Annotated in this window: 19 protein-coding genes and 1 pseudogene; 5 read left to right on the top strand and 15 right to left on the bottom strand. The window is 72.2% G+C overall.

Going from position 1 to position 23,017, the window contains the following annotated elements:
• Positions 1 to 52: 52 nt before the first annotated feature.
• The 7 genes from NAMU_RS14465 to NAMU_RS14435 form a co-directional block, all read right to left on the bottom strand.
• A complete protein-coding gene (locus NAMU_RS14465; protein WP_015748143.1) occupies positions 53 to 394 on the bottom strand; it encodes an RNA polymerase-binding protein RbpA in 342 nt (113 codons plus the stop codon).
• A gap of 317 nt (positions 395 to 711) precedes the next feature.
• Positions 712 to 1,344, bottom strand: a complete 633-nt coding sequence (locus tag NAMU_RS30505; RefSeq protein WP_015748142.1) for a thymidine kinase — start codon at positions 1,342 to 1,344, stop codon at positions 712 to 714.
• Entirely contained in the window at positions 1,341 to 2,096 is a 756-nt protein-coding gene (locus NAMU_RS30500) for a glycerophosphodiester phosphodiesterase (protein WP_015748141.1), read from the bottom strand. The genes NAMU_RS30505 and NAMU_RS30500 overlap by 4 nt, the downstream gene beginning before the upstream one ends.
• Entirely contained in the window at positions 2,093 to 2,824 is a 732-nt protein-coding gene (locus NAMU_RS14450; protein ID WP_015748140.1) for a response regulator transcription factor, read from the bottom strand. The genes NAMU_RS30500 and NAMU_RS14450 overlap by 4 nt, the downstream gene beginning before the upstream one ends.
• A 13-nt stretch (positions 2,825 to 2,837) precedes the next feature.
• Complete coding sequence (locus NAMU_RS31450) at positions 2,838 to 3,980, bottom strand: sensor histidine kinase (protein ID WP_052307950.1); 1,143 nt, start codon at positions 3,978 to 3,980, stop codon at positions 2,838 to 2,840.
• Between the two features lie 74 nt (positions 3,981 to 4,054).
• Positions 4,055 to 5,218, bottom strand: a complete 1,164-nt coding sequence (locus tag NAMU_RS14440) for a metallophosphoesterase (protein ID WP_015748138.1) — start codon at positions 5,216 to 5,218, stop codon at positions 4,055 to 4,057.
• Positions 5,215 to 7,464: an FUSC family protein gene (locus NAMU_RS14435; RefSeq protein WP_015748137.1), complete on the bottom strand. Its 2,250-nt coding sequence runs from the start codon at positions 7,462 to 7,464 to the stop codon at positions 5,215 to 5,217. Before NAMU_RS14435 ends, NAMU_RS14440 begins: the two co-directional genes overlap by 4 nt.
• A gap of 426 nt (positions 7,465 to 7,890) precedes the next feature.
• On the opposite strand from NAMU_RS14435, the gene NAMU_RS14430 reads away from it, so the two are divergent.
• Positions 7,891 to 8,247 carry a DUF3054 domain-containing protein gene (locus NAMU_RS14430; protein WP_015748136.1) on the top strand — a complete coding sequence of 119 codons (357 nt, stop codon included), beginning with the start codon at positions 7,891 to 7,893 and terminating at the stop codon, positions 8,245 to 8,247.
• 38 nt (positions 8,248 to 8,285) lie between these two features.
• Here the strand turns inward: NAMU_RS14430 and NAMU_RS14425 are convergent, their stop codons facing one another.
• The 5 genes from NAMU_RS14425 to NAMU_RS14405 all read right to left on the bottom strand — a co-directional run bounded on the left by NAMU_RS14425 (position 8,286) and on the right by NAMU_RS14405 (position 14,582).
• Positions 8,286 to 9,602, bottom strand: coding sequence for an MFS transporter (locus NAMU_RS14425; protein WP_015748135.1), 1,317 nt, complete (start codon positions 9,600 to 9,602; stop codon positions 8,286 to 8,288).
• A gap of 69 nt (positions 9,603 to 9,671) precedes the next feature.
• The gene (locus NAMU_RS14420) at positions 9,672 to 11,405 is read right to left on the bottom strand and encodes an FAD-dependent oxidoreductase (RefSeq protein ID WP_015748134.1); all 1,734 of its coding nucleotides are present in this window, start codon (positions 11,403 to 11,405) and stop codon (positions 9,672 to 9,674) included.
• Entirely contained in the window at positions 11,402 to 13,006 is a 1,605-nt protein-coding gene (locus tag NAMU_RS14415; RefSeq protein WP_015748133.1) for a succinic semialdehyde dehydrogenase, read from the bottom strand. Before NAMU_RS14415 ends, NAMU_RS14420 begins: the two co-directional genes overlap by 4 nt.
• 53 nt (positions 13,007 to 13,059) lie before the next feature.
• A complete protein-coding gene (locus tag NAMU_RS14410; protein WP_015748132.1) occupies positions 13,060 to 13,587 on the bottom strand; it encodes a DUF427 domain-containing protein in 528 nt (175 codons plus the stop codon).
• 56 nt (positions 13,588 to 13,643) lie between these two features.
• Positions 13,644 to 14,582 (bottom strand): endonuclease/exonuclease/phosphatase family protein, encoded by a 939-nt coding sequence (locus NAMU_RS14405; RefSeq protein ID WP_015748131.1) that lies wholly within the window; start codon positions 14,580 to 14,582, stop codon positions 13,644 to 13,646.
• Positions 14,583 to 14,790: 208 nt separating this feature from the next.
• Here NAMU_RS14405 and NAMU_RS14400 point away from each other — a divergent pair.
• Both NAMU_RS14400 and NAMU_RS14395 read left to right on the top strand, forming a co-directional pair.
• Positions 14,791 to 15,334 (top strand): annotated as a pseudogene (locus NAMU_RS14400) (DapH/DapD/GlmU-related protein).
• 183 nt (positions 15,335 to 15,517) lie between these two features.
• Entirely contained in the window at positions 15,518 to 15,925 is a 408-nt protein-coding gene (locus NAMU_RS14395; RefSeq protein WP_138180218.1) for a hypothetical protein, read from the top strand.
• A 300-nt stretch (positions 15,926 to 16,225) separates the two neighbouring features.
• Here the strand turns inward: NAMU_RS14395 and NAMU_RS14390 are convergent, their stop codons facing one another.
• Both NAMU_RS14390 and NAMU_RS14385 read right to left on the bottom strand, forming a co-directional pair.
• Entirely contained in the window at positions 16,226 to 17,593 is a 1,368-nt protein-coding gene (locus tag NAMU_RS14390; protein WP_015748128.1) for an FAD-binding oxidoreductase, read from the bottom strand.
• Positions 17,594 to 17,634: 41 nt separating this feature from the next.
• Entirely contained in the window at positions 17,635 to 18,063 is a 429-nt protein-coding gene (locus NAMU_RS14385) for a RidA family protein (protein WP_015748127.1), read from the bottom strand.
• A gap of 111 nt (positions 18,064 to 18,174) precedes the next feature.
• Here NAMU_RS14385 and NAMU_RS14380 point away from each other — a divergent pair, with 111 nt between their 5' ends.
• Complete coding sequence (locus NAMU_RS14380; protein ID WP_015748126.1) at positions 18,175 to 19,245, top strand: response regulator transcription factor; 1,071 nt, start codon at positions 18,175 to 18,177, stop codon at positions 19,243 to 19,245.
• A gap of 41 nt (positions 19,246 to 19,286) precedes the next feature.
• Here the strand turns inward: NAMU_RS14380 and NAMU_RS14375 are convergent, their stop codons facing one another.
• On the bottom strand, positions 19,287 to 20,240 hold the full coding sequence (locus tag NAMU_RS14375) for a hypothetical protein (RefSeq protein ID WP_015748125.1): 954 nt from the start codon (positions 20,238 to 20,240) through the stop codon (positions 19,287 to 19,289).
• 119 nt (positions 20,241 to 20,359) lie between these two features.
• Here NAMU_RS14375 and NAMU_RS27475 point away from each other — a divergent pair, with 119 nt between their 5' ends.
• Complete coding sequence (locus NAMU_RS27475) at positions 20,360 to 23,017, top strand: nSTAND1 domain-containing NTPase (RefSeq protein WP_015748124.1); 2,658 nt, start codon at positions 20,360 to 20,362, stop codon at positions 23,015 to 23,017.

The raw sequence follows: 23,017 nt of genomic DNA, 5'->3' as shown, positions 1-23,017 counted from the left end.
ACGCCGCCGACCCCGAGATGGGGTCGGCGGCGTCCGTTGTCGGCGTCGGCGCTCAGGAGGCCGTGCGGCGGGCCTTGAGCTCGGCGAGCCGCTCGTTGAGAATCTCTTCCAGCTCCTCGATGGAGCGGCGCTCGAGCAGCATGTCCCAATGGGTGCGCGGCGGCTTGGCCGCCTTGCCCTCCGGCACCGAGCCGTCGACCAAAGTCGAGGACAGCCCGTGCATCCGGCAGTCCCACACCGAGGGAACCTCGGCGTCGTCGGCCATCGGCACGGTGAATTCATGATCGCGCGGGCAGCGGTAGGTCGCCGTGCGACGAGGCGCCAGATCGTGGTTGCGATCGGCCTCGTAGCTTGTCGAGCCCAGGCGGCTTCCGCGCAGGACACGGTCGGCCATGGTGTTCCTTCCTAGCTGGTGGTGCGTTGCCATGGTGCTGGCACGGTCGTGGCCACGGCGGCCACTGGTCGTCACACCGACGACGAGCCCGGGGATCCGGGCGGTCTACCGGTGGGTAACGCTGGTCGGCGGAGATTCGTTCCCGCCGCCGCAACAGAGTGCACTGTCGCGGGCTGTGGTCAGAACTACTGCCGAGTACTACTTGTACCCCGGCCCGATCGGATTCACCGAAGTGGTCCCATCGGGCGAGAGGCCTTTCATTGATCAAGACGCGCGACGGTGCGTGTCGTGACGCGGATTGCGGAACTTTTCTTTATTCACACGTCCGCGGGCGCCGTGGGGTTCGGGGCCAACTGACCCGAACGATAGTGGCGCCGGCACAGCACCTGGTACCGGGCCCGGCCATCGCCCGCCGCCGGGTCCGGTTCGGTGTCCGCGACCAGCACGGTCGGACCCTGCCGGGCCAACTGCTCGTCGACCACCCGGCCGTTGAACCGGGCCGTCCGGCCGCACCAGCACAGCACCTCGACCTGCACCGGGCTGACCTGGTCGGCGATCTCGAACAACCGGGCCGAGCCGGCGAACAGGATGCTGCGGAAGTCGGTGGCGATGCCGAACGCGAACACGTGCGCGCCGTACTCGTCAGCGACCACGCCCAGCTGATCGACCTGGGCCGGGGTCAGGAACTGGGCCTCGTCCACCACCACGTAGTCCACCGCGCCGCCGGCGGTGATCGTGGCCACCAGGTCCAGCTCGTCGGTCAGCTCGATCGCCGGGCTGCTCAGCCCGATCCGGGAGCTGATCCGGGCCGGCCCGGACCGGTCGAGACGGGTCATCAGCACCCCGCGACGGCCCTGCCGGACCTGGTTCTCGTGGATCTGCAGGGCCAGGGTCGACTTGCCGCAGTCCATCGGGCCGTAGAAGAACCGGACGACGCCGGGGCCGGTCACCAGTGACCCCGCTCGGTCAGCACCGATCGCAGCAGGTCCGGGCGATCGGTCATCAGCCCGTCCACGCCCAGGTCGAGCAGCCGCCGCATCTGCGCCGGCTCGTCGATGGTCCACACGTGGACCTCCAGTCCGGCCCGGTGCGCGGTCCGCAGGAACCGGCGGTTGACGATGGTGACCCGGGAGAAGGAGACGGGCACCTGCGCGGCGACCGCCGACGTCCGGAAGGACCGGCCCAGGGTGGCCGCTCGGAGCAGCCGGAAGACCTCCCGGGGGCCGAGCGAGGTGGCCACCGCCGGCCCGAGCAGCGCCCGCAGCGAGGCGATCCGCCGGTCGGAGAACGAACCCAGGCAGACCCGGTCGCCGGTGCCGGTGCGCCGGATCAGCTCGGCCAGCGGCCCGACCGCCGGGTCGGCCTTGGCGTCGATGTTGAAGCGGGCGTCCGGGAACTCCTCGAGCAGGTCGGCCAGCAACGGGATCGGCTCGGTACCGGCGATCCGGGCCCGGCTGACCTCCGACCAGGGCAGCGTCGCGATCGGCCCGACCCGGTCGGTCACCCGGTCCAGGGACAGGTCGTGGAAGGCGACCAGCCGCCCGTCGGCGGTGGCGTGCACATCGGTCTCCAGGTACCGGAAGCCCTCGTCGTAGGCCCGGCGGAAGGCCGGCATCGAGTTCTCCAGCCCGGACAGGTCGTCGACGTGCCAGCCGCGGTGGGCGAACGCCCGGGGTGGTGGTCCGTCCAGGTAGCCCGTCACGGCGGACAGTCTGGCATGCCCGCGCGACCCGCTTCACATCCTTCATCCTCAACTGGAGGTTGAGGGTTTGATCGCGATCGCGGGGCGCTCTCCAGGTAGGCCAGCACGGCCAACACCCGCCGGTTGTCGTCCTCGCTCTGTTCGAGCCCGAGCTTGCCGAAGATCGCGTTGGTGTGCTTGCCCACCGCCTTCTCGGTGATGAACATCGCCGCGGCGATGGCGGCGTTGGACCGCCCCTGGGCCATGTGCGTGAGCACCTCGTGCTCGCGCGGGGTGAGCGCGGCGACGGGGGTGCTGTCGCGATGGCGGGACAGCAGCGCCGCGATCACCTCGGAATCCATCGCGGTGCCGCCGCCGGCCACCCGGTGCACCGCGTCGATGAATTGGGCGACGTCGGAGATCCGGTCCTTGAGCAGGTAGCCGACGCCGCCGGTGCCCTGCGAGAGCAGCTCCCGGGCGTAGAGCTGCTCGACGTACTGGCTGACCACCAGGACCGGCAGCCCGGGGATCCGTTCCCGCGCGGCCAGGGCCGCCCGCAGTCCCTCGTCGGTGAAACCGGGCGGCAACCGGACGTCGACGACCGCGATGTCCGGGCGGTGCTCGGTGATCGCCTTGAGCAGGGACGGTCCGTTGTCGACGGCCTGCACCACCTCGATGTCGTGGGCGGTCAGGATGCGCACGATCCCGTCCCGCAACAGGGCCAGGTCCTCGGCCAGCACGACCCGCATCACGGCTCCCGGTTCAGGCGGCGGTGCACACCTGCAGCACGCAGGGCACCTTGACCGTGACGATGGTTCCACCGCCCAGCGGGCTGGCCACCGAGAGGGTGCCGTCGAAGGCGGCCAGGCGGCGCTGCACCCCGGCCAGCCCGCCGTTCGGGGTGGGCTCGGCGCCGCCCACCCCGTCGTCGCCGACCATCGCGGTCAGCACCCCGGCGTCGTGCCGGATCCACACCCAGGTGTGGCGCGCGGACGCGTGCTTGGCGCTGTTGGTGAGCAGCTCGGCCACCGCGAAGTACACCGCCGATTCGACCGGGGCCGGGGGCCGTCCGTCCAGGACGATGTCGGTCTCCACCGGCCGCGGATGGGCCAGGGCCAGCGCCTCGACGGCGCCGGCCAGGCCACGATCGGCGAGCACCGGCGGGTGGATGCCGCGGACCAGGGAGCGCAGGTCGGCCAACGCCGTGGTGGACGACGCCCGGGCCTGCTCGATCAGCTCGGCGGCGGCCGCCGGGTCCCGGGTGACCAGCTCCTGGGCCAGGCCCAGGTTCATGCCCAGCGCGACCAGTTGGGCCTGCGCGCCGTCGTGCAGGTCCCGTTCGATCCGCCGCAGCTCGGCCGAGGAGTGATCGACGGTGTCCTGCCGCGACGATTCGAGCTCGTCGATCCGCTGGTGCAGGCGCTCATCCGGGGCCAGCAGCAGCAACCGGGAGATGGCGGCGTCCAGCCGCAGCAACAACGGCGAACCCCACCAGCCCACCGGCAGGAACGGAAACGAGATCAACGCGGCCAGCTGCAGCGCGAAGCCGATCGTCTGCACCTCGAGCAGCCAGGCCAGGTCGCGCCAGGTGGCGCCGTCGGTCAGCCGCACCCGCAGCCGGACGAACAGCCCACCGGTGACCACCGGCTGGTAGGGGTCCAGGACCGGTACTCCGAGCACCCGGGCGGCCAGCCGCCGGTGCAGCCGGGCGAACCGGCGCAGCACGACCAGCAGCCCCAGCAGCAGCGGCAGGCCGACCCAGATCACCAGCAGCGCCACCGTCACCACCAACGCGGCGATCAGCAGGAAGCCGACGATGCGCAACGCGACGAGGGCGAGAGCGATGCCGAACAGGGACCAGCGGTCGGCCGGCCTCGGGTCGGGCAGGCGGGCGGTCTCGGTCATGCCCGTCATTGTGGTCCGGCGACGGGCCCGGGGGAGTAGGGATAAGCCCCCCTTCGTCACAGGGCCCGGTCCCGTCAGGCCGGGGCGCCGGCCCGCAGGATCAGCAGGCTGATCTCGCTGGGCGCGAACACCCGGAACGGCGGACCCCAGAAGCCGGCCCCGCGGGTCGTGTAGAGCTGGGTGCGCCCGCCGGCCCGGGACAGCCCCTGCAGCGCGCCCTGCTCGACCCGCACGATCAGGTGGAACGGCCAGATCTGGCCGCCGTGGGTGTGCCCGGACAGCTGCAGGTCCACGCCCGCGGCGACCGCGGCGGAGACCTGTTTGGGCTGGTGGGCCAGCAACACCACCGGGGCCTGCGGCGGCGCGCCGGCCAGGGCGGCGGGCAGATCGGCGCCGTGCCCGGGCACGCCCGACCCGGCGGCGGTCCGGTCGTCGATCCCGGCCAGGACCAGGTGGGCCGACCCGCGGGTCAGGGTCAGGTGCCGGTTGTGCAGCACGCTCCAGCCCAGGCCGGCCATGTGCTCGACCCAGGGCTGCGCCCCGGAGAAGTACTCGTGGTTGCCGGTGATGTAGACCCGGGCCAGCGCCGCCTGCACCTCGCCCAGCGGAGCGACCTGGACCGCGCGCCGGGCCACTGATCCGTCGGCCAGATCGCCGGCGTGCGCGACGACGTCCGGGTGCAACCGGTTCACCGCCTCGACCATCCGGGCCGACCACCGGGCCCGGTCGATCGGGCCGTAGTGGGTGTCGGCCAGCAGCACGATGCGCACCCCGTCGAAGGCCGGGTCCAGCCGGTCCAGGCGGATCTCGGTCCGCCGCACCCGCGGCACTCGCCGGGCCTGGACCATCCCCCAGCTGCCCAGGGCCAGCACCCAGATCAGCACGGCCGGCGCCACCCATCGCGGGCCGATCGGCACGCCGGCAACGGCCAGGGCGAGGTCGAGCACGCCGCCGATGACCGACCAGCTGAACAGCAGCCAGAGCACACCCAGCCCGGTGTCGCCGACGACCGCCCAACCGTCCTGGGCGCGCCGGCCGTGCCCCCGCACCATCGCCAGCGGCAGCAGGGCCAGCGCGCCGACGGTCAGCGCGGTGCCGGCCCAGAACAGCCAGGACGGCCAACCCGGGGCGAGCACCAGCACCCACCAGGGCACGGCGTAGAGCAGGAGCAGCACCGTGGCCGCGACCAGCGCGAACGGACCCGGAACCGGTCCGCGGCGTTGGGCCGGCGCGCTCATCCGGCCGGTTCGGCGCCGGCCAGCTGCGCGCCGTGGCCGGGGGTCGGGGCGCGGCCGGCGATCTCGTCCGCCGGAGCGCGCAGCCGGCCTTGCACCGAGCCCAGGTTGTCCAGGTACAGCGCGGCCACCCACAGCGTGCGGCCGGCGGCCAGCAACTCATCGGCCGCCTCGGGCCGCTCGCCGATCGCCCGCTTGGTGTCGGCGAGCACGGCCGGCTCGGCCACCGGGCCGACCGGATCGGGCAGCGGCGCGCCGTCGCGGTGTCCCGGTTCGAGCTGGTCGGCCAGGTGCGCGAACCAGTCCTGGACGGCGTGCGCGGACCCGATCAGCGCACCCGGCGCGTGGGCCGGTGGCCCGGTCGTCGTGGGCAGGTCGGCGATCGCCTCGGCGGTCATCCGGATCCGGCCGGCGCCGTTGGACAACCGGGTCAGGGCCGGCAGCGGAACGTTGCGAGTGCCGCGTTCGAACAGGTACTCGCGCAGCGCGTCGTCGAACCGCAGGGACGCGGTCGCCGCGCCCAGCAGGGCTGCCCGCAGGGTGTCCTGGTCGGCTCCCGCGGCACCGGCCAGCCGGTCGGTGGCCACGGCCACCGCATCGGCCGTGCGCCGGTAGTACTCGGCCAGCGCGGTCCGGATGGCCGCCGCCGCCCCGTGCGGCCACAGCAGCAGTCCCGAGACCAGCGCGGACACGCACCCGAACAGGATGTCCTCGACCCGGACCAGCCCGACCAGCCAGCCGGACGGCGAGACGATGTTGAAGAGCACCACGACCATCACGGTGAAGGCGGCCTGGCCGGCGGCGAAGGAGACCGCCGCGGGCAGGTAGGCGGCGATCAGGACGGTCACCGGCAGCAACAACCACAGGTGCCAGGGCGTGGTGCCCACGGCGAGCATGATCACCGCGCCGACCGCGAACCCCACCACGGTGCCGCCGATGGCCCGCAGCGCCGTCGACCCGGTGTTCATCGCGGTGGTGCGCAGGACCGACATCGCCCCGAGCACCACCCAGAACCCGTGCGCGACGTCGGTGATCTCGGCGATCGCGACGGCGATGGCCAGCCCCAGGGCGCCCCGCAGACTGTTCTGGAACCACACCGAGCGCACCGTCAGGTGCCCGCCGAGCACCCGGTAGACCGGCAGCACCCGGCCGGCCGCTGCGGGCGCCTGCCGGCCGAGCAGGCGATCCACCAGCGGCCGGGCGTCGGCGGCGGCCGCCGCGGCAACCGTCAGGCCGGTCAGCCGGGTCGTGTAGGCGACCTCGAGCATCGTCGAGGGATGCAGGACCGGGTCGACGGGGCCGCGTTCGACCAGGGCGCCGAAGGTGTCGGTGGCGACGTGCAGCTGGTGCAGGGCGCGCAGATCGACCGAGAGCGCCTGCCGGGTGGCGAAGGACGGACGCCGGGTCGCCTCGGCGAGCACGGCGGCGGCCGACCGCAAGGTGCGCTCGGCGGCCTCGGTCACCGCGAGCTGTCCCGGGGTGCGGTCGGGGGTGTCCGGCAGGTGGTCGATCACCGTGCGCAGCCACTCCAGCCGGTCGGCCAGCCGGATCAGTTGCCGGCTGCCCGACGTCAGGCCCACTGGGCGCACGTTGGTGCGCCGGAACTGGTTCTGCAGCGCGGCGATGGCCTCGCCGGTGGCCTGGTGCGCGGCGTCGCGCGTGGTCCGGTCGGCCACCGCGGCCCAGGCGGCCAGCTGGTCGGCCAGCGCGACGCAGGCGGTTCCGGCGTGGGCGCGCAGGCGGTCGTGCTCCCTCGGCGGCCACAGGAACACCGCGGCCGGGATCGACAGCACCGCCGCCAGTGTCCAACCGGCCCACCGGGACCCGATCTCGGCGATCGGGACGGGCACCATCACCGGCAGGATGAAGGCCAGCAGCGCCGCGCGGGCGGCGCCCGCGATGGCCGCGCTGAGCACGCCGGAGAGCAGGATCGCGAACCCGATGGCGAACATGCCGGCCGTGGCCACCCAGGGGACGGGGGAGGCCAGGGTGCCCAGCGCGATCAGGACGAGCCCGGCCAGGTACAGCCCGAGATAGGCGCCCAGGCGGGCGGTGCGCCCGCCGGGGAAGTCGGCGAACAGCAGCAGGGCGACGCCGCCGAACGAGGCGAACAGGCTCATCTGGGCGTTGCCCAGCAGGGTGCCGATGGCCAGCCCGACGGTGACCGCGACCGCAACCTTGGCCGCGTTGCGCAGGGCGGTGCCGTCGGGATCGTGCTTGCCCACCCAGTCGACGATCCCGCGCGCCATGCCTGCCACCTGCCACATCGATGCCGGCCCACCGGCTCTCACCGGCCGCCCGCGAACCTATCAGCCGCGGGCGCCGGCGATCATGAAGCCGGTCCGGCACCGAATCCGGCGGACGTGACGCAGGTCACAGTGCCGGCCGGAAGGATCCGGTCGGCTCGCCCGTTGTCACCATCGACGGTCCTCGCGAACATGCCCCGGGCTCCACCCCTTTTGTCGCCGAGTGCGACCACGTGCCGAGAGGCGCACGTCCGGGGATCGTCACGACGAACCGCCCGATGCCTCCCGCGTCGGGCGGTTCTTCGGTTTCAGTGCCACCAGCTGTACCCGAGACAGTGACCGGCTCGGACGATTGGGCATGATCGAGCGGTGACCCGCCCCGATTCCGCTCGCCGTACCCGCTCCGCTGCCACTCCGGTCGCCGCACCCGTGGCCGCCCTGATCGACGTGGTCTTGGTGCTGACCTTCGCCGCCATCGGGCGGGGCAGTCACGGAGAGAGCGTGCTCGGCGGGTTGGCCGGTACCGCCTGGCCGTTCCTGTTGGGCCTGCTCGTCGGGTGGGTCGGGGCGGGCCTGGGTGCCCGCGGCGCCTTCGCCCCGACCCGGCTGGTCCCGGCCGGCGTGCTCATCTGGATCGGCACGCTGGTCGTCGGCATGCTCGCCCGCGTCGTGTCCGGACAGGGCACCGCCATCAGCTTCATCATCGTCGCCGGCATCGTCCTGGCCGTGTTCCTGCTGGGCTGGCGGGCCGCGCTCACCGCCTGGGCCCGGCGCCGCCGGTCCTGACCCGTTCCGGGCCGTTTCGGCTGGTCTGATCCGACCGGTCAGGGCCGCCCGGATGAGGCGGCGTCCGGGGTGGCGTCCGGGGTGGCGTCGGCCGCGGTGCTCGCCCGCTCGGCCCGGTGGTGTCCGCGGGTGAGCACCGACAGCACGGCGGCCAGCACGCACAGCGCGGCCCCGGCGAACCAGGCCAGCGTGTAGGAACCGGTCTGATCGCGGATCACCCCGGCGGCCAGCGCGGCCCCGGCCGCCCCGACCTGATGCGCGGCGAAGACCCAGCCGAACACGACCGTGCCGTCCACGCCGAAGATCCGCTGGCACAGGGCAACCGTCGGTGGCACGGTGGCCACCCAGTCCAGCCCGTAGATCACCACGAAGACCACGATGCTCGGCTGGATGGTGTCCGAGAGCAGATAGGGCAGCAGGGCCAGGCCCACCCCGCGGAACGCGTAGTAACCGACCAGCAGCAACCGCGGATCGACCCGGTCGGTCAACGCCCCCGAACCGATGGTGCCGGCGATGTCGAAGATGCCGACCACCGCCAGCAACCCGGCCGCGACGGTGGGGGACATGCCGTGGTCGTGGGCCGAGGGGATGAAGTGGATGCCGATCAGGCCGTTGGTCGTCGCCCCGCAGATCGCGAAGGCGGCGGCCAGCGCCCAGAACGAGGGCACCCGGGCGGCCCGGCGCAGGGCCAGCACGCTGCGTCGCCCCGGCCGGCCGTGCTCGCGGGACGGCGGCACCCAGTCCGGGTCGGCGCCCAACGGGGCCACGCCGCGCTGCTCGGGGTAGTCCCGCAGCACCGCCCACAGCAGCGGCACGATCACCAGCGCGGCCGCGGCCACCACCAGCGACGCGGTGCGCCAACCGACCCGGGTCGCGACCTCGGCGATCACCGGCAGGAACAGCAACTGGCCGGCCGCACCGCCGGCGGTCAGCACGCCCATGGCCAGGCCGCGGTGCCGGATGAACCAGCGCTGGCTGATCGTGGCGGCGAACGCCAGGGCCATCGACCCGGTGCCCAGCCCGATCAGCACCCCCCAGGTGAGCAGGAGTTGCCACGGCGCGGTGACGAAGATCGACAGCGCGCTGCCGGCGGCGACCAGACCCAGTGCGCAGGTCGTCACCAGCCGGATGCCGAACCGGTCCATCAGGGCGGCCGCGAATGGCGCGGTGAGCCCGTAGAGCAGCAGGTTCAGGCTGATCGCGGCCGAGATGGCCGCCGTCGACCAGCCGAATTCCTCCTGCAACGCCGGCAGCAGCGGACCAGGGGCGGCCCGGAAACCGGCGGCCGCGATCAACGCCAGGAAGGACACGACGAGCACCGTGAGCGCGGGATGCCAACGCCGGGCCTGCGTCACGGGTGCACCTTCGTCGGGGAGGTCGGGCTGGGGAGGTCAGGCGTCCGGGGAGGTCAGGCGCCGGGGAACTCAGAACTGGGCGGAACTGTACCCAGCGCCGGCTCCGGCCCGCGGATCCCGCAAGGCCGCGGGGGCGCCGGCCGGGACGGCCGGGGACCGGGGCGTCACCGGGTCGAGCCGTCGGTAGGGGGCACCGATCGCCGGCCGGGGGTCCGGCTCATCCTTGTTGGGCCAGAGCGCGATGGCCCGTTCGGCCTGCGCGGCGATGGTCAGCGACGGGTTCACGCCGAGGTTGGCCGACACCGTCGACCCGTCGATCACATGCAGGCCGGGGTGGCCGTAGAGCCGGTGATAGGGGTCGATCACCCCGGTCTCGGCCGAGTCACCGATGACGCACCCGCCCAGGAAATGGGCGGTCATCGGAATGTTCGCGATGTCGCCCACCGATCCGCCGGCGATGCCGTCGATCTTGCCGGCCACCCGGCGGGTCGCGTCGTGCGCCGCCGGGATCCACGTCGGGTTGGGCGCTCCGTGCCCCGCAGCGGAGGTGAGCGTGTACCGGCCCAGGGCGGTGCGCCGGCCGGACACGGTGATCGAGTTGTCCAGGGTCTGCATCACCAACAGGATGATGGTGCGCTCGGACCAGTGCCGCGGTGAGAACCAGGTCAGATTCCGCGGATCGGTGCCGAATGCCGTCAGCCAGCTGATCCACCGGGGGCGCCCGGTGTCGCCGTCGGTCAACGCGGTGGCCAGCAAGCCCATCGCGTTGCTGCCCTTGCCGTACCGCACCGGTTCGATGTGGGTGTGCTCGTCGGGGTGGAACGAGGAGGTGATGGCCACGCCCTGGGTGTAGTCGGCGTCCTTGCGGAAGGACTTGGCCCCCAGGATCGACTCGGAGTTGGTCCTGGTCAGCTCGCCCAGGCGGGCTGAGATCCGGGGCAGCGTGCCCGTGTCGCGCAGCCGGTGCAGCAGCTTCTGGGTGTGGTACGTGCCGGCGGCGAAGATCACCTGACCGGCCGTGTCGGTCCGCCGGTTCCTCCGCCACCGCGCCGACGTCCCGGTTCGAACGGACCTGACCTCGTAGCCGCCCTCGCGTCGCGGGCGGACGTCGGTCACCGTGGTCAACGGGATGATCTGCGCCCCCATCTTCTCGGCCAGGTACAGGTAGTTCTTGTCCAGGGTGTTCTTGGCGTTGTGCCGGCACCCGGTCATGCAGGACCCGCAGCCGATGCACGTGCGGCGGTCGGGTCCGGCGCCGCCGAAGAACGGGTCGCGGACCGCGGCTCCCTTGCGCATGCCCGGCTCCCCGAAGAACACCCCGACCGGGGTCAGCCGGAACGAATCGCCGACCCCCATGTCCGCGGCGACCTCCTTGATGACCACATCGGCCGCGCTGACCTCGCGGTTCTGGGTCACGCCGAGCATTCGTCGGGCCTGGTCGTAGTGCGGGGCGAGTTCGGCCTGCCAGTCCGTGATGTGCGCCCACTGCCGGTCCTGGAAGAACGCCGCGAGTGGTTCGTACAGGGTGTTGGCGTAGTTCAGGGAGCCGCCGCCGACTCCGGCACCGCCGAGAACGACCACGTCCTTGAGCAGATTGATCCGTTGAATGCCGTAGCAGCCGAGCCGGGGGGCCCACAGGAACCGCCGGATGTCCCACGAGGTGGCCGGCAGGCTCGTCTCGGTGAATCGCTGGCCGGCCTCCAGAACACCGACGCGGTAACCCTTTTCGGCCAGTCGCAGGGCACTGACGGCGCCGCCGAAGCCGGATCCGATGACCACGACGTCGTAGTCGTCGGCGGTCATGACAGTCCCGCCTTCTTCATCGCTTTCAGCGTCATGGTCAGGCCCTTGGCCCAGGCCCGGTAGGACACTCCGGGCGGTGGCGTGAACCCGAGAATTCGCTGCTCGGCGATGGTCTGGGCCTCGGTGTACTTGAGCAGCCCTTCCGCACCGTGGCGGCGGCCGAGCCCGGAGTCGCCCATGCCGCCCATCGGCGCGTCGAGGCTGGCCCAGGCGGCCGCGTAGCCGTCATTGACGTTCACCGTGCCGGCGTGCAGCCGCGCGGCCACCGCCCGGCCCCGCGCTGGGTTGCCGGTCCACACGCTGGCATTGAGCCCGTAGGGGGTCGCGTTGGCCGACTCGATGGCGTCCGGCAGGTTCTGGTACGGGTACACCGCGACCACCGGGCCGAAGGTTTCACCGGCGAAACACATCATTTGATCGGTGACCCCGCTCAGCACCGTCGGCTCGTAGAACAGCGGCCCGAGATCGGGGCGGGCTCGGCCGCCGGTCAGCACCGTGGCGCCGTGGGCGCGGGCGTCCGCCACGTGCGCGGTGACCGTGTCCAGTTGAGCTGCGGTGGTCAGCGAACCCATGTCCGGCTCGTAGTCGTAGCTCGAGCCCAACCGCATCGCGCCGACCCGGTCCAGGAACCGGTCCAGGAAAGCCTGCTGCCGTGAGACCGGCAGGTAGATGCGTTCCATCGAGATGCACAGCTGACCGGAGGAGGCGAAGCAGGCGCGGGCCGCGCCCGCGGCGGCCCGATCCAGGTCGGCATCGTCGAGCAGCAGCAGCGCGTTCTTGCCGCCCAGTTCCAGGGAACTGCCGATCAACCGCTGCCCGGCGCGGCTGGCCATCCACCGCCCGGTCTCGGTCGAACCGGTGAACATCAGATAGTCGGCGCCGGCCAGCAACGGCTCGCCCAGCTCCGTCCCGGATCCCACCACCACCGGCCACAGGTCGGCCGGCAACCCGGCCTCGATCATCAGCGCCACCGCCCACAACGCGGTGAGAGCGGTTTGGCTGTCGGGCTTGTGCACGACGGCGTTGCCGGCGAGCAGGGCCGCGATGACATCCCCGGCGGCCAGGGACAGAGGGTAGTTCCACGGGGAGATCACCCCGACCACCCCCTTGGGGTGGCGCAGTTCCGCTGTCCGGGTCAGGACCGGAAAGGCGCCCCGCCGGCGTTGCTGCTTGAGCAGACCCGGCGCGCGCCGCCCGTAGTACCGGGCGGTCAACGCGATGTCGGCCACCTCGAGGAAGGCGTCCTGGCGGCACTTGCCGTTCTCCCACTGGATCAGGTCCAGCACCTGGTCCTGCCGGTCGAGCAGCAGGTCGTGGAACCGCAGCACCACCGCCGACCGCTCGCCGGCGGGTCGCTGCGCCCAGTCCCGCTGCGCGGCGCGGGCCCGGGTGAACGCGGCCTGCACATCGGCGCTCGTCGACCGCGGCAGCTCCACCGTCGGGGTCAGCGTGTACGGCGCCGACGCCGCCTCCCGGGTGGCCCCCGACGCGGTGATCAGGCCGGCGAGGCGTTGGGCGAGTGGGCCGGTGAGCCAGTCCGGCCGGCCCGGATTCGCCGCCGACGGGCGGCGGGCGACATCCCCGGACACATCAACCGACATGACATTTCTCCGTTCTGCGCACCACCGCGTCCTGCCCGACGATTCAGGCCGTCTCACCAGCCCCAGGTGCCGGCCTCACCCTTGAACGGGCCGACGACGTCGTCGGTGATCCACCCACCGTAGAAGCCCCCGGCCTGCGGCCGCACCCGCTCACCGTCGACCCAGCACTGCACAAGGGCCGGCATGAAGGCGACGAAACCCGTCATCGGCACGAATCTTTCGGTCGGCCGCTGGTAGCTCCAGCCGGCCGCCTCGATGAGCTCGCCGGCCGGCCCGACGACATCCCAGTACGTGGCCGCGCCCTTCCACTCGCACACGGTCGATCGCCGGCGCGACGGCCGCAAGGCCTCCGGCCTGATGTCGGCCCGCGGCAGGTACCACGTCGGCGGGTGACTGGTCTCCAGCACCCGGTACGCACCGGTGGTGTCGGCGATCACGACGGGCGCCACGGCATCGCCGATCGCGACGACCACGCGTTTGGTCGACGGCAGCAAAGCCGGCGGCCGCGGGTAGTCCCACGCGGATTCCTGGCCGGGTCCGGGCTCGATGGGTGTGATTCCGCGGGGGTGGTGTCGGGACATACACCGATTGTGCGTCGTCAGCGGGGCATCAGGTCGAGGTGCGCCCTTGGGGGTGGTCAGCCAGACGGTCGGCCGCCGGAGCCGAGCATCGCCGCGGCTGCGTCCCGGGGTGCCACCGCGGCGACCACGGCCCGGTGATCGGATCCCGGCTGCGCCACCGTGCCGACCGCGACGCCGACCAGATCGGCACCGACCAGCACGTGATCGATGCCGACCAGTGGCCCCCAGAATCGGTCGGTCGGATACGTTCTCAGCAGCCCGGCGCCCGCGTCGCTGCCGCTATCGGTGTAGCCGGCCGCCAGCAGATCGCGGAACTGGAGATGGTCTCGGGTGGCGTTGAAGTCGCCGGCCACGATGGTGGAAGCGCCGGCGGTGCGCATGATGTCGGCCAGCCGGCGCAGGTCGGACTGCCATGCCTGGGTGGTCCGCTCGCTCACCGGCGCCTGACTGTGGAACGCGATCACGCTGACCTGGTGCCCGCCCACGGTGATCCGCGCCTGCACCGGATTGACGGTGAAGCCGGTCGGCATGTGCGTGTCGGTCAGCGGATAGCGGCTCCACAGCCCGACGTCCGTGCCGCCGGGTTGCACCGCGATCGAACGGTAGGGCAGCACCCGGTCCAGGCCCGCGGACGACAGGGCGTCGATGGAGCCGGCCGTCAACTCCTGGAGCGCCAGCACGTCGACACCCCGGGTGGTGACGGTGGCGACCAGCGCGTTCGGATCGGCTTGTCCGTGCTCGGTGTTGGCCGTCATCACGGTGACGATCGGGGCCGATGCCGACTGCGATCCGGGGACAGCGGTGACGATCAGCGGCCAACTGGCCAGCGCCACCAGCACCGTGGCCGGTACTGCCGCGCGCCAGCCACTCAGGGCCAGCAGACCCAGCACCGCCACGCCGGCCGGCAGCACACTCCAGGGCGCCAGGGCGACCGCACTCACCCCGAGCCAGGAGTCGAAGGCCCAATGCCGGCCGACCGCCAGCGCGGCCGCCACACCGATCGCTGTCCAGCTGACCCACCGCAGCGCTCGACGCAGGATCGGTCTCCATCGGGGGCGCGGCACGACGGGGAGGACGCGTCCGACCGGACACAGGTTGCGATCAGGCTCGGACCGACCCGGCTCGTTTGGCGGCCGGACGCCTCGGGTCTAGCTGACTCCCGGCACCGTCCAACTGCTGACCGGCATGCGGGAAGATCGCCGGATGCCCAATGACCGGCTCATGCGCATCCACAGCCCGGAGTTCCAGGCGATGGCGGTCCGGGTGCTGCGGGCAACGGAGCTCACGTCCCGTTTAAATGTTCTGCCCTTCGACGACGAAGCGGGCAAAAGCGGCGCTGTTCGAGCAGATCCTGGGCCGGCCGCTGCCGGCCGGTTGCACGATCTACCCGCCGTTTTACACCGATCACGGACTCCACCTGGACCTGGCCGAGCGGGTGTTCATCAACCAGGGCTGCACGTTCCTGGACTACGCCGGGATCCGGCTCGGCGAGCGGGTCATGGTCGGTCCGAAGGCCACCTTCATCACCAGCGGACACCCGGTCGATCCGGCCGACCGCAAGCTGTACCTGACGGGCGCGCCGATCGATGTGGCGGACAACGTGTGGATCGGGGCCGGGGCCACGATTCTGCCGGGGGTCAGCATCGGCCGCGACGCGGTCGTCGCGGCCGGGGCGATCGTCGCCGAGGACGTGCCCCCGGCCAGCCTGGTGACCGGCGTGAAGGCGTCCGTGCGACGACGCTGGTAGCCGAGATCGCTGTGTCCGAATTGCCCGGTAGGTCTATCGTGGGGATTTGCCGATCACTGCGATGGGGCCGCCATGACCACGCCTGTCGTCCAGCGCGATCCGAGCCGCAGGCTCCGTCCGAGAATCGATGAACCGGGCGGCCCGACAGACGCCGGCCCGGCCGCCGTTTTCACGCCCGGACCGGTGCCGGGTCTGCTGCGGGCTGAGCCGGCAACCATGGCCGGTGGGCGGCGGCCGTCGGCGGTCATTCGTCGGAACATCGTCGTCGGCACCGGCGTCGCACCGACCGGCAAGACCTACAAGACCGGCGACGGCGGCGATCGAACGAAGATCGGTGATCAGGCCGCCAACCTGGCCACCAGCGCGAACAAGCCGCTGGCCCGCCGACTCGCCCGGTGGATGCTCGATCAGGGCCACCCGCACAGCTTCGCCACCAACGACAAGCTGCGGGCCTACGTCGACGAGATGGTGCGGGCGATCACGGCGACCGCACCCAACCACTGGATCGGAGCGGACTACGTCGACGAACCGAACCCGTTCCCGGCGGCGGAACGTTCGTCAAGGACGGGTACGGAAACGTCAACAAGCTGATCCGGCAGGTCCCGCAGGAACGGGGCGACATGCACGACGTGCGAGTCGCTCTTCGGCGGATGGGGGGACGCGGGCACGACCACCAAGGCGCTCGGAGATCAGCCGCTGCCGGCGACCGCGCCGGGCGTGCTGCCCGACGACGTACGCCACCTGATGGACAAGCTGTCCCACGCCCGGCCCAACGATGGAATCGAGATCAGCGCCGAGCTGGCGGACGCCCTGGGCATCCGGGAGTTCTGACGGCTCCTGCCCATCGCTCGGCGTCGGACGGGGCCGCCCGGGTCGCACGACGCGGATCGGTCAACCGGTGAACACGCGTCCGCCGAGGACCCCCTCCGGGTCGAACCGCGCGGCAATGCCCGCCAACCGCGCCCGGATCGCCGGCGTCCATTGGTCGCGGAACTCGGCTGCGCTGGCGTGGCCCAGGAAATTGGGCAGCGCCCCCGACCGCCACGGTTGCAGCGCCTGCGCCACCGCCTGGACCTGGGCCGGAATCAGCCCGGCGGCCGGACCGGCCGGCACGCCGAGCACGTAGACCCCGAACGCGGCGTCCCGTCCCGCGACCGCGTTCGGGCAGGCGGGTGCGGCGGCCAATCGACCACCGAGCAACCGCACCTCGGTGAGGGTCACCGCCGATCCCGACTCGGCCCCGGCGCACCCGACCAAGGCGTCCACCGCCGCCGCAGGCAGTGCCCCCAGGGCGATGCCGTGGTCGAACGCCGGCAGCGGCGTCGGCGGGTCCATGTGCACGGCATCGCAGGCCGGGTAGGGCATCTCGGCAACAGTGTCGAACACGACCGGGGCCACGACGCGCATCGGCTCGAGCAGCTCGGCGGCCGCCGCCGCGTCCCCGAGATGGGTGTAGCGCAGGTGGACGACGAACTGCCCCGCCAGCGGCGGCGGCAACTGCGGATCCGGCGGAAGGCGCAGCAGCGCCACGGAAGTAGTGACCTCCTCGGGCAGCCGCGAGGCCCAGGTTCGCCAGGCGTGCAGGACCGGCGCGGCGTCGGCGCCGGAGAAGAACAACCCACCGCCGAAGAACCGGGTGACCGGCACCAGGTCGATCTGCATCTCGGTGACGATCCCGAAGCCGACCTTGCCGCCCCGGATGGCCCAGAACAGGTCCGGTTCCCGCTGCTCGTCGATCGTCCGGACGATCCCGTCGGCGGTGACCAGGGTCAGCGCCCGGACATGGTCGGCGGCGAAGCCGTACCGGCGGGCCAGCAGGCCCAGCCCGCCACCGAGGGTGTAGCCGACCGCGCCGACACTGGACGAGGAGCCGTTCAGCGGGGCGAGGCCGTGTGGGGCGGCCGCGTCGATGACGGCCCGCCACCGGACCCCGGCCCCGATGGTCGCGGTTCGCGCGTCGGGGTCGATTCGAAGCGCTTGCAGCCGGCGGGTGCTGATCAGCAGGCCGCCCGAGACGTCGGCGACCAGGCCGTGTCCGGTGGCCTGGACGGCGATCGGCAGCCCCGCCGCGGTGGCCCAGGCCACCGCGGCCGCGACGTCGCCGGCATCGGCGGCCCCGACGACGATGTCCGGCCGGGGCGAGTGAGCCAGGTTGAAGCCGGTGACCTCGTCGGCGTACCCGGGATCATCGGGCGTGAGGACCGGGCCGGTGATGATCCGGGCCAGGTCGGCGACGGTCTCGGTGATGGTGCTGGTCATGGTCGTTCCTTTTCTGGTGATGGTGGTGACGTGCGGGGCGATCAGCGCGCGGCGGTGACCTCGATCTCCACCGCCATCCCGGGCTGGGCGAGCCGGGAGACGCCGATCAAGGTGGTCGGTGGGGTGGCCCCGGACAGCTCGAGCCGCTCAGTGATCGCGGCGTACGACGCCAGGGTGGCGTCCACATCGGTGGTGTAGACGGTCATCCGCAGGACGTCGGGGTACCCCATCCCCGCGGCCGTCAGCACCGACTCCACGTTGCGCATGGTCAGGGAGAGCTGGGCGCACACGTCGCCCTCGTGCAGCAGCGCGCCAGCCTCGTCGACCGGACCCTGCCCGGCCACGGTCAACCAGCGTTGCGGCATCGGCCGCAGCTGCCCCTGGTCGAACCCGTAGGCCGTGCTCCAGGTCGTCGGGTTCACCCGGACCGTGGTGGTGGTGGCGGCGGTGGTGGTGATCGTGTCGTTCATGACGGCAACGATGCGGTCGGGCGCTGTCCGGCAACCATCCCAGAGCTCTGGTGACCTCGTTCCCAGATATCTGGGATACCGGAGCCGGCTGCCGGCCTCCATACTTTCGCGATGGCGATGATGGCGACCGACCGGGTGCGAGCCCGATTGGACGGGCTGGCCGCGGCCTGCCTGGCGCCGGCGGACCCGGCCACCGAGCTCGTGACCACCACGGTCAAGTGGGGCGGGCTCACCGACGACCAGGACGACGAGTGGGCGTTCTGGGAGTACGAGGCGGACGAGCCGTACGACTTTCGGGCGGTGGTGCACCGTCCGGGCGGCGTCACCTCCTCGTTCACCGAAACCGGTGGGCGGCCCAAGGATTCCCGGCGGATGGTCGAGTTCTTCGAGCGCAACTACGGCTTCACCGACGAGTTGCGGGCCGCCCTGCGGGTGGACGGCACCACCTGGGGATTCGTCGCGTTGTTCCGGGACGGCTCGGGGTCGGCGTTCACCCCGGCCGAGCAGGCCTTCGTGAGCGAGGTGGCGCCGATCTTCGCCCGGGGCTTTCGCACCGCCCTCGTGACCGGTGCGACCAACGGCATCGACACCGGGGCCGGCCCGGCGGTGATCGTCATCGACACCGCGGGCGAGGTCGTGCAGGCCAGTGTCGGTGCCGCCGAGTGGGTCACGGAGTTGGGCGGTGGCCCGCTGGGTCGATCCCCGTTGCCGCTGGGGCTGCGCAACCTGGTCGGTTCGGCCCGCACCTACGCCGCCGGCCGGCACCGCCAGATCCCGCGGATGCGGCTGCGGACCCGGACCGGCGGGTGGGTGGTGGCGCACGCGTCGCCGCTGGCCGCCCTGGACGGGTCGGCGGTCAACGTCGTGGTGACCATCGAGGAGGCCCGCCCGCCGGATGTCATCCCCCTGATCGTCGCGGCCTACGGCCTGACGTCCCGGGAACAGGCGGTCGTGCAGCTGGTGCTGCGCGGGGTGAGCACGGCGCAGATCGCGGCCGCCCTGCACCTGTCCGCGTACACCGTCCAGGACCACCTGAAATCGATCTTCGAGAAGGCCGGCGTCCGCAGCCGCCGGGATCTGACCGCGCGGGTCTTCTTCGATCAGTACGCGCCGCGGATGAGCCCGTCGGTCGAGATCGGTCCGTCGGGCTGGTTCGCCGGCGGGGGCGGGGACGCCGGCTGACGACACGGTCAGCGCCGGCGAGTCCAGCCAGCAGGTCCCGATCAGGGACGGGTCGGGTCGAGGTGCAGGAGCTCGATCGATGCGGGCAGTCCCCGGTTGCAGGTGTCGTCGGCGACGGTGCCGCGCAGCCCGCCGGCTTCGATCCGGGCGTCGGTGACGGTCATCTCGTTGCCGGGCCGGCAGCCCGCCGGACCGCTGGCCAGGCGCAGCCGGCCGTCCGCCACGGTGATCGTTCCGGCGTCCAGTGCGCCGGTCGCCAGCTCACCGCCGCCGTCCATCACGTAGGCGCCGCGCCGGACGTGCATCAGCAGGCCGGTGCCGGCCACCAGCCAGTACCCATCGAGGTGGGCCGCGTCCTTTGCCCGGATCGGCCGGTCGGGCTTGAGGTATTCCCCGGTGACCCCGGCCGCGGCCGGCGACCACGGCGACACCCGGCTCAGCTCGAATGTCGCGCCGACGAGGACGGTGCAATGGCCGATCTTGTCCCGGTCGGGTCCCGTCGACCCGAGCTGAAGGGCCTGCATCCGCCCCTCCGGGCTGATCGTGACGTGCCAGGCGAAGTTTTCGGTGGCCCCACACCAACCGCCGGTGGGATGGAAGGTGATGCCGGTCGGTCGGACCTGGAAATCGCCGGTGGACCACGAATCCTCGAGCCCGCCCCGGTCGTCTCGTACCCCGCCCAGGACGAACGAACCGTCGGCCGAGAATCGCGCGATCACCGGGGTGACCGACCCGTCGGCCAGGGCCGGCATGAACCAGGCGCCGTGCAGGTGTTCGACCGACACGGGGACCCGTCCGGAGCCGACCGAGGGAAAGATGCCGGGGACGATGGAGGCCGTCCCTGGCGTGGTCGGGCGGGCCGGGGCGGCGCCGACCACGATCAGGATGCCGGCGGCGATGGCCAGCAGGCCGAGGACCTGCGCACGCGCGGAGCGGGTGGCTGGCGGTGGCGGGATCGGAATCATGGCGATCGGTGGTCGGGTCGGGTACTGCATCGGGGCCTCCTCGGGTCGTCCCGAGCGTTGATCAGGGCGGTATCGAGCCCGCTGGCCTGCGGTATCAGCGCGGTATCAGGCTTATTGACCGATTTGTCGGTTCAGCGCAGACTCCGATCATGGTCGTGGTCGAGATCGCCGCCCTCGGGCCGTTGGAGATCCGCGGGCAAGCGGCCACCCTGAGCCCACGAGATCGCACGGTGCTGTGCGCGCTTGCCCTGACCGCCGGCCACGTGATGTCCGCCGAGCGACTGGCCGACGCCTTGTGGGGCGAATCGGCACCTCCCTCCTGGCACAAGGTCGTGCCCGGCTGCGTGATGCGGCTGCGTCGGCTGCTGGGAACCGAGGCGATCGAGACCATGACGCCTGGCTACCGGCTCACGGTGGTGCCCGAGGACATCGACCTCTTCCGCTTCGAACGTCTGCTGGGCCGGGGTCGCGAACTGCTGCTCCTGGGTGAACCGGAGCGGGCCGGGTACGCCCTGGACGAGGCGCTGGGACTGTGGCGTGGTGCGCCGCTGAGCGACCTGGGCGACTGGGAACCCGGTCGGATCGAAGCCGACCGCCTCGACGAGTTGCATCTTCAGGCGCAGGAGTGCCGTATCGAGGCGGCCCTGCGGTCCGGACGGGCCGTCGAGATGATCGCCGACGCGCACCGCCGGGTGGCCGAGGCCCCGTTGCGGGAGCGCCGCTGGGCCCTGCTCGCTCAGGCCCAGTACCAGGCCGGTCAACAGGCGCAGGCGCTGCGCACGCTCCGTCGCGCACGGTCGGTGCTGGCCAGCGAGCTGGGGCTGGACCCGGGAGCCGATCTGCTGGCGTTGGAGGCGGCGATCCTGCGCCAGGACCCGGCGCTGGACATCCGGTCGGCGGACGTCACCGCGGCGGCGGACTGTCCCTGGCCGGGTCTGGTGCCGTACGGGATCTCCGACGTCGATTCGTTCTTCGGCCGGGACAGGGAGATCACCGAGTGTCTGGACCGGCTGGCCACGACCAGGATTCTGGTGATCACCGGACCGTCCGGCTCGGGCAAGTCGTCGCTGGTTCGCGCCGGGCTGGCGGCCCGCTTCGCCCGCGGCGGTCATCCGGTGGTCATCACTCCGGGCGCGGACCCGCTGGCCGCGGTCGGCCCCGAACCACTGCCGGCCGGGGAACTCCTGGTCGTCGACCAGGCCGAGGAACTGTTCACGCTCACCACCGACCCCGACGCTCGGTCGCAATTCCTTGCCCGTTTGATTCGCCACCACGACCGGGGTCCGCTGGTGATGGTGCTGCGCGCCGACCGTGTCGGCGACCTGGCCGCCTTCCCCGATTTCGCCCGGCTGGCCGAGCGCGAGCTGTACCTGCTCGGGCCGCTGACCGACGCCGGGTTGCGCGCGGCGATCGAAGGTCCGGCCCGGCAGGCCGGCCTGCTGCTGGAACCCGGGCTGGTCGATCTGCTGGTCCGCGACGTGGAAGGGGAACCCGGCGCGCTGCCGTTGCTCTCCCACGTCCTGCAACGCACCTGGCAGAGCCGGGAGGGCCGCATCCTCACGGTCGCCGGCTACCGGGCCAGCGGCGGGATCCGGGGTTCGGTGGCCCAGGCCGCCGAGCAGCTGTACCAATCGCTCGCGCCCACCCAGCAGGGGCAGCTCCGGCACTTGCTCCTACGGCTGGTCAGCACGACCGACGACAATGACGCGGTCCGGATCCGCGTGCCGCGGCCCATGCTGGCCGGCGATCGGGATCGCGAGCGGTTGCTCGAGGTACTCACGGATGCGCGCCTGGTCACCATCGATCGGGACAGCGTGGAGCTGTCCCACGAATGCCTGGCCCGGGTCTGGCCTCGACTGCGGGGTTGGCTCGACGACGACGTCGAAGGCCGCCGCATCCTGCGGCATCTGGCCGGCGCCGCCCAGACCTGGGACGGGATGGGCCGGGTGGACAGCGAGTTGTATCGCGGGGTCCGGCTGTCGCAGGCTCTGGCCTGGGCCGAGAACAACGACCCCGACCTGACCGCCACCGAGCGGGACTTCCTCGCGGCCGCCGGAAGGGCCCGGGAGGCCGACATCCGCGCCGCCGAGCAGGCGGCCCACGCCCGCGCTCGCAACCGCCGCCGCGGCCGGCTGATCGCCGGCGCGACCACCGCACTGCTCGTCGTCGCGCTGGTCGCGGCCTTCGTCGCCGTGCGGCAACAACAGGCCCGGGACGCCGCCGACCTGGCCGCCTTGATCTCGGACGCCAACCGGGTGGACGACGCGTCGCGATCCGCCACCGGCCTGGATCAGGCCCTGCTCTACGCGGTCCAGGCGGTGCGTGTCCACGACGCCCCAGAGACGCGCAACACCCTGCTGGCTCTGTTGAGCCAGCACCCGGACCTGATCCGGTCGGTGCGAACCGGGCCGGTGCAATCCCTGGAAACTACCCCGGACGGGACTGGCATCGTTGTCGGTACCGACACCAGCACCGACGTGTATGACGTGGCCGGAGACCGGTTGGACCACTACCACCATCTGGCCGCCGGGAGCTCGGCCGCCGAGGTCAGCCCGGACAACCGGAAGATCGTCCTGGTCGCCAGCTCGTCCTCCGGCTTCGCCGAGGCCAGTGCCGCGCTCAGCGCCAAGGTGGTGGACGCCGCGACCGGCGCCGACGAGCCACTCACCCTGCCCGGGGTCGCCGGGCACTGGGTCTACGGGGCCGATGTCAGCTACAGCGGCGACGGGCGCCGGCTGGCCGCCTATGCCGGGTCTTCGGACTTGATAGGGCTCCGGGCCTCCGACCTGCGGCGGCGTGTCGGGTGA

The organism is Nakamurella multipartita DSM 44233 (assembly GCF_000024365.1).
Lineage (GTDB): Bacteria > Actinomycetota > Actinomycetes > Mycobacteriales > Nakamurellaceae > Nakamurella > Nakamurella multipartita.
Note: the sequence above shows the minus strand (reverse complement) of the source record. Positions and strands in the feature narration are given on the sequence as shown.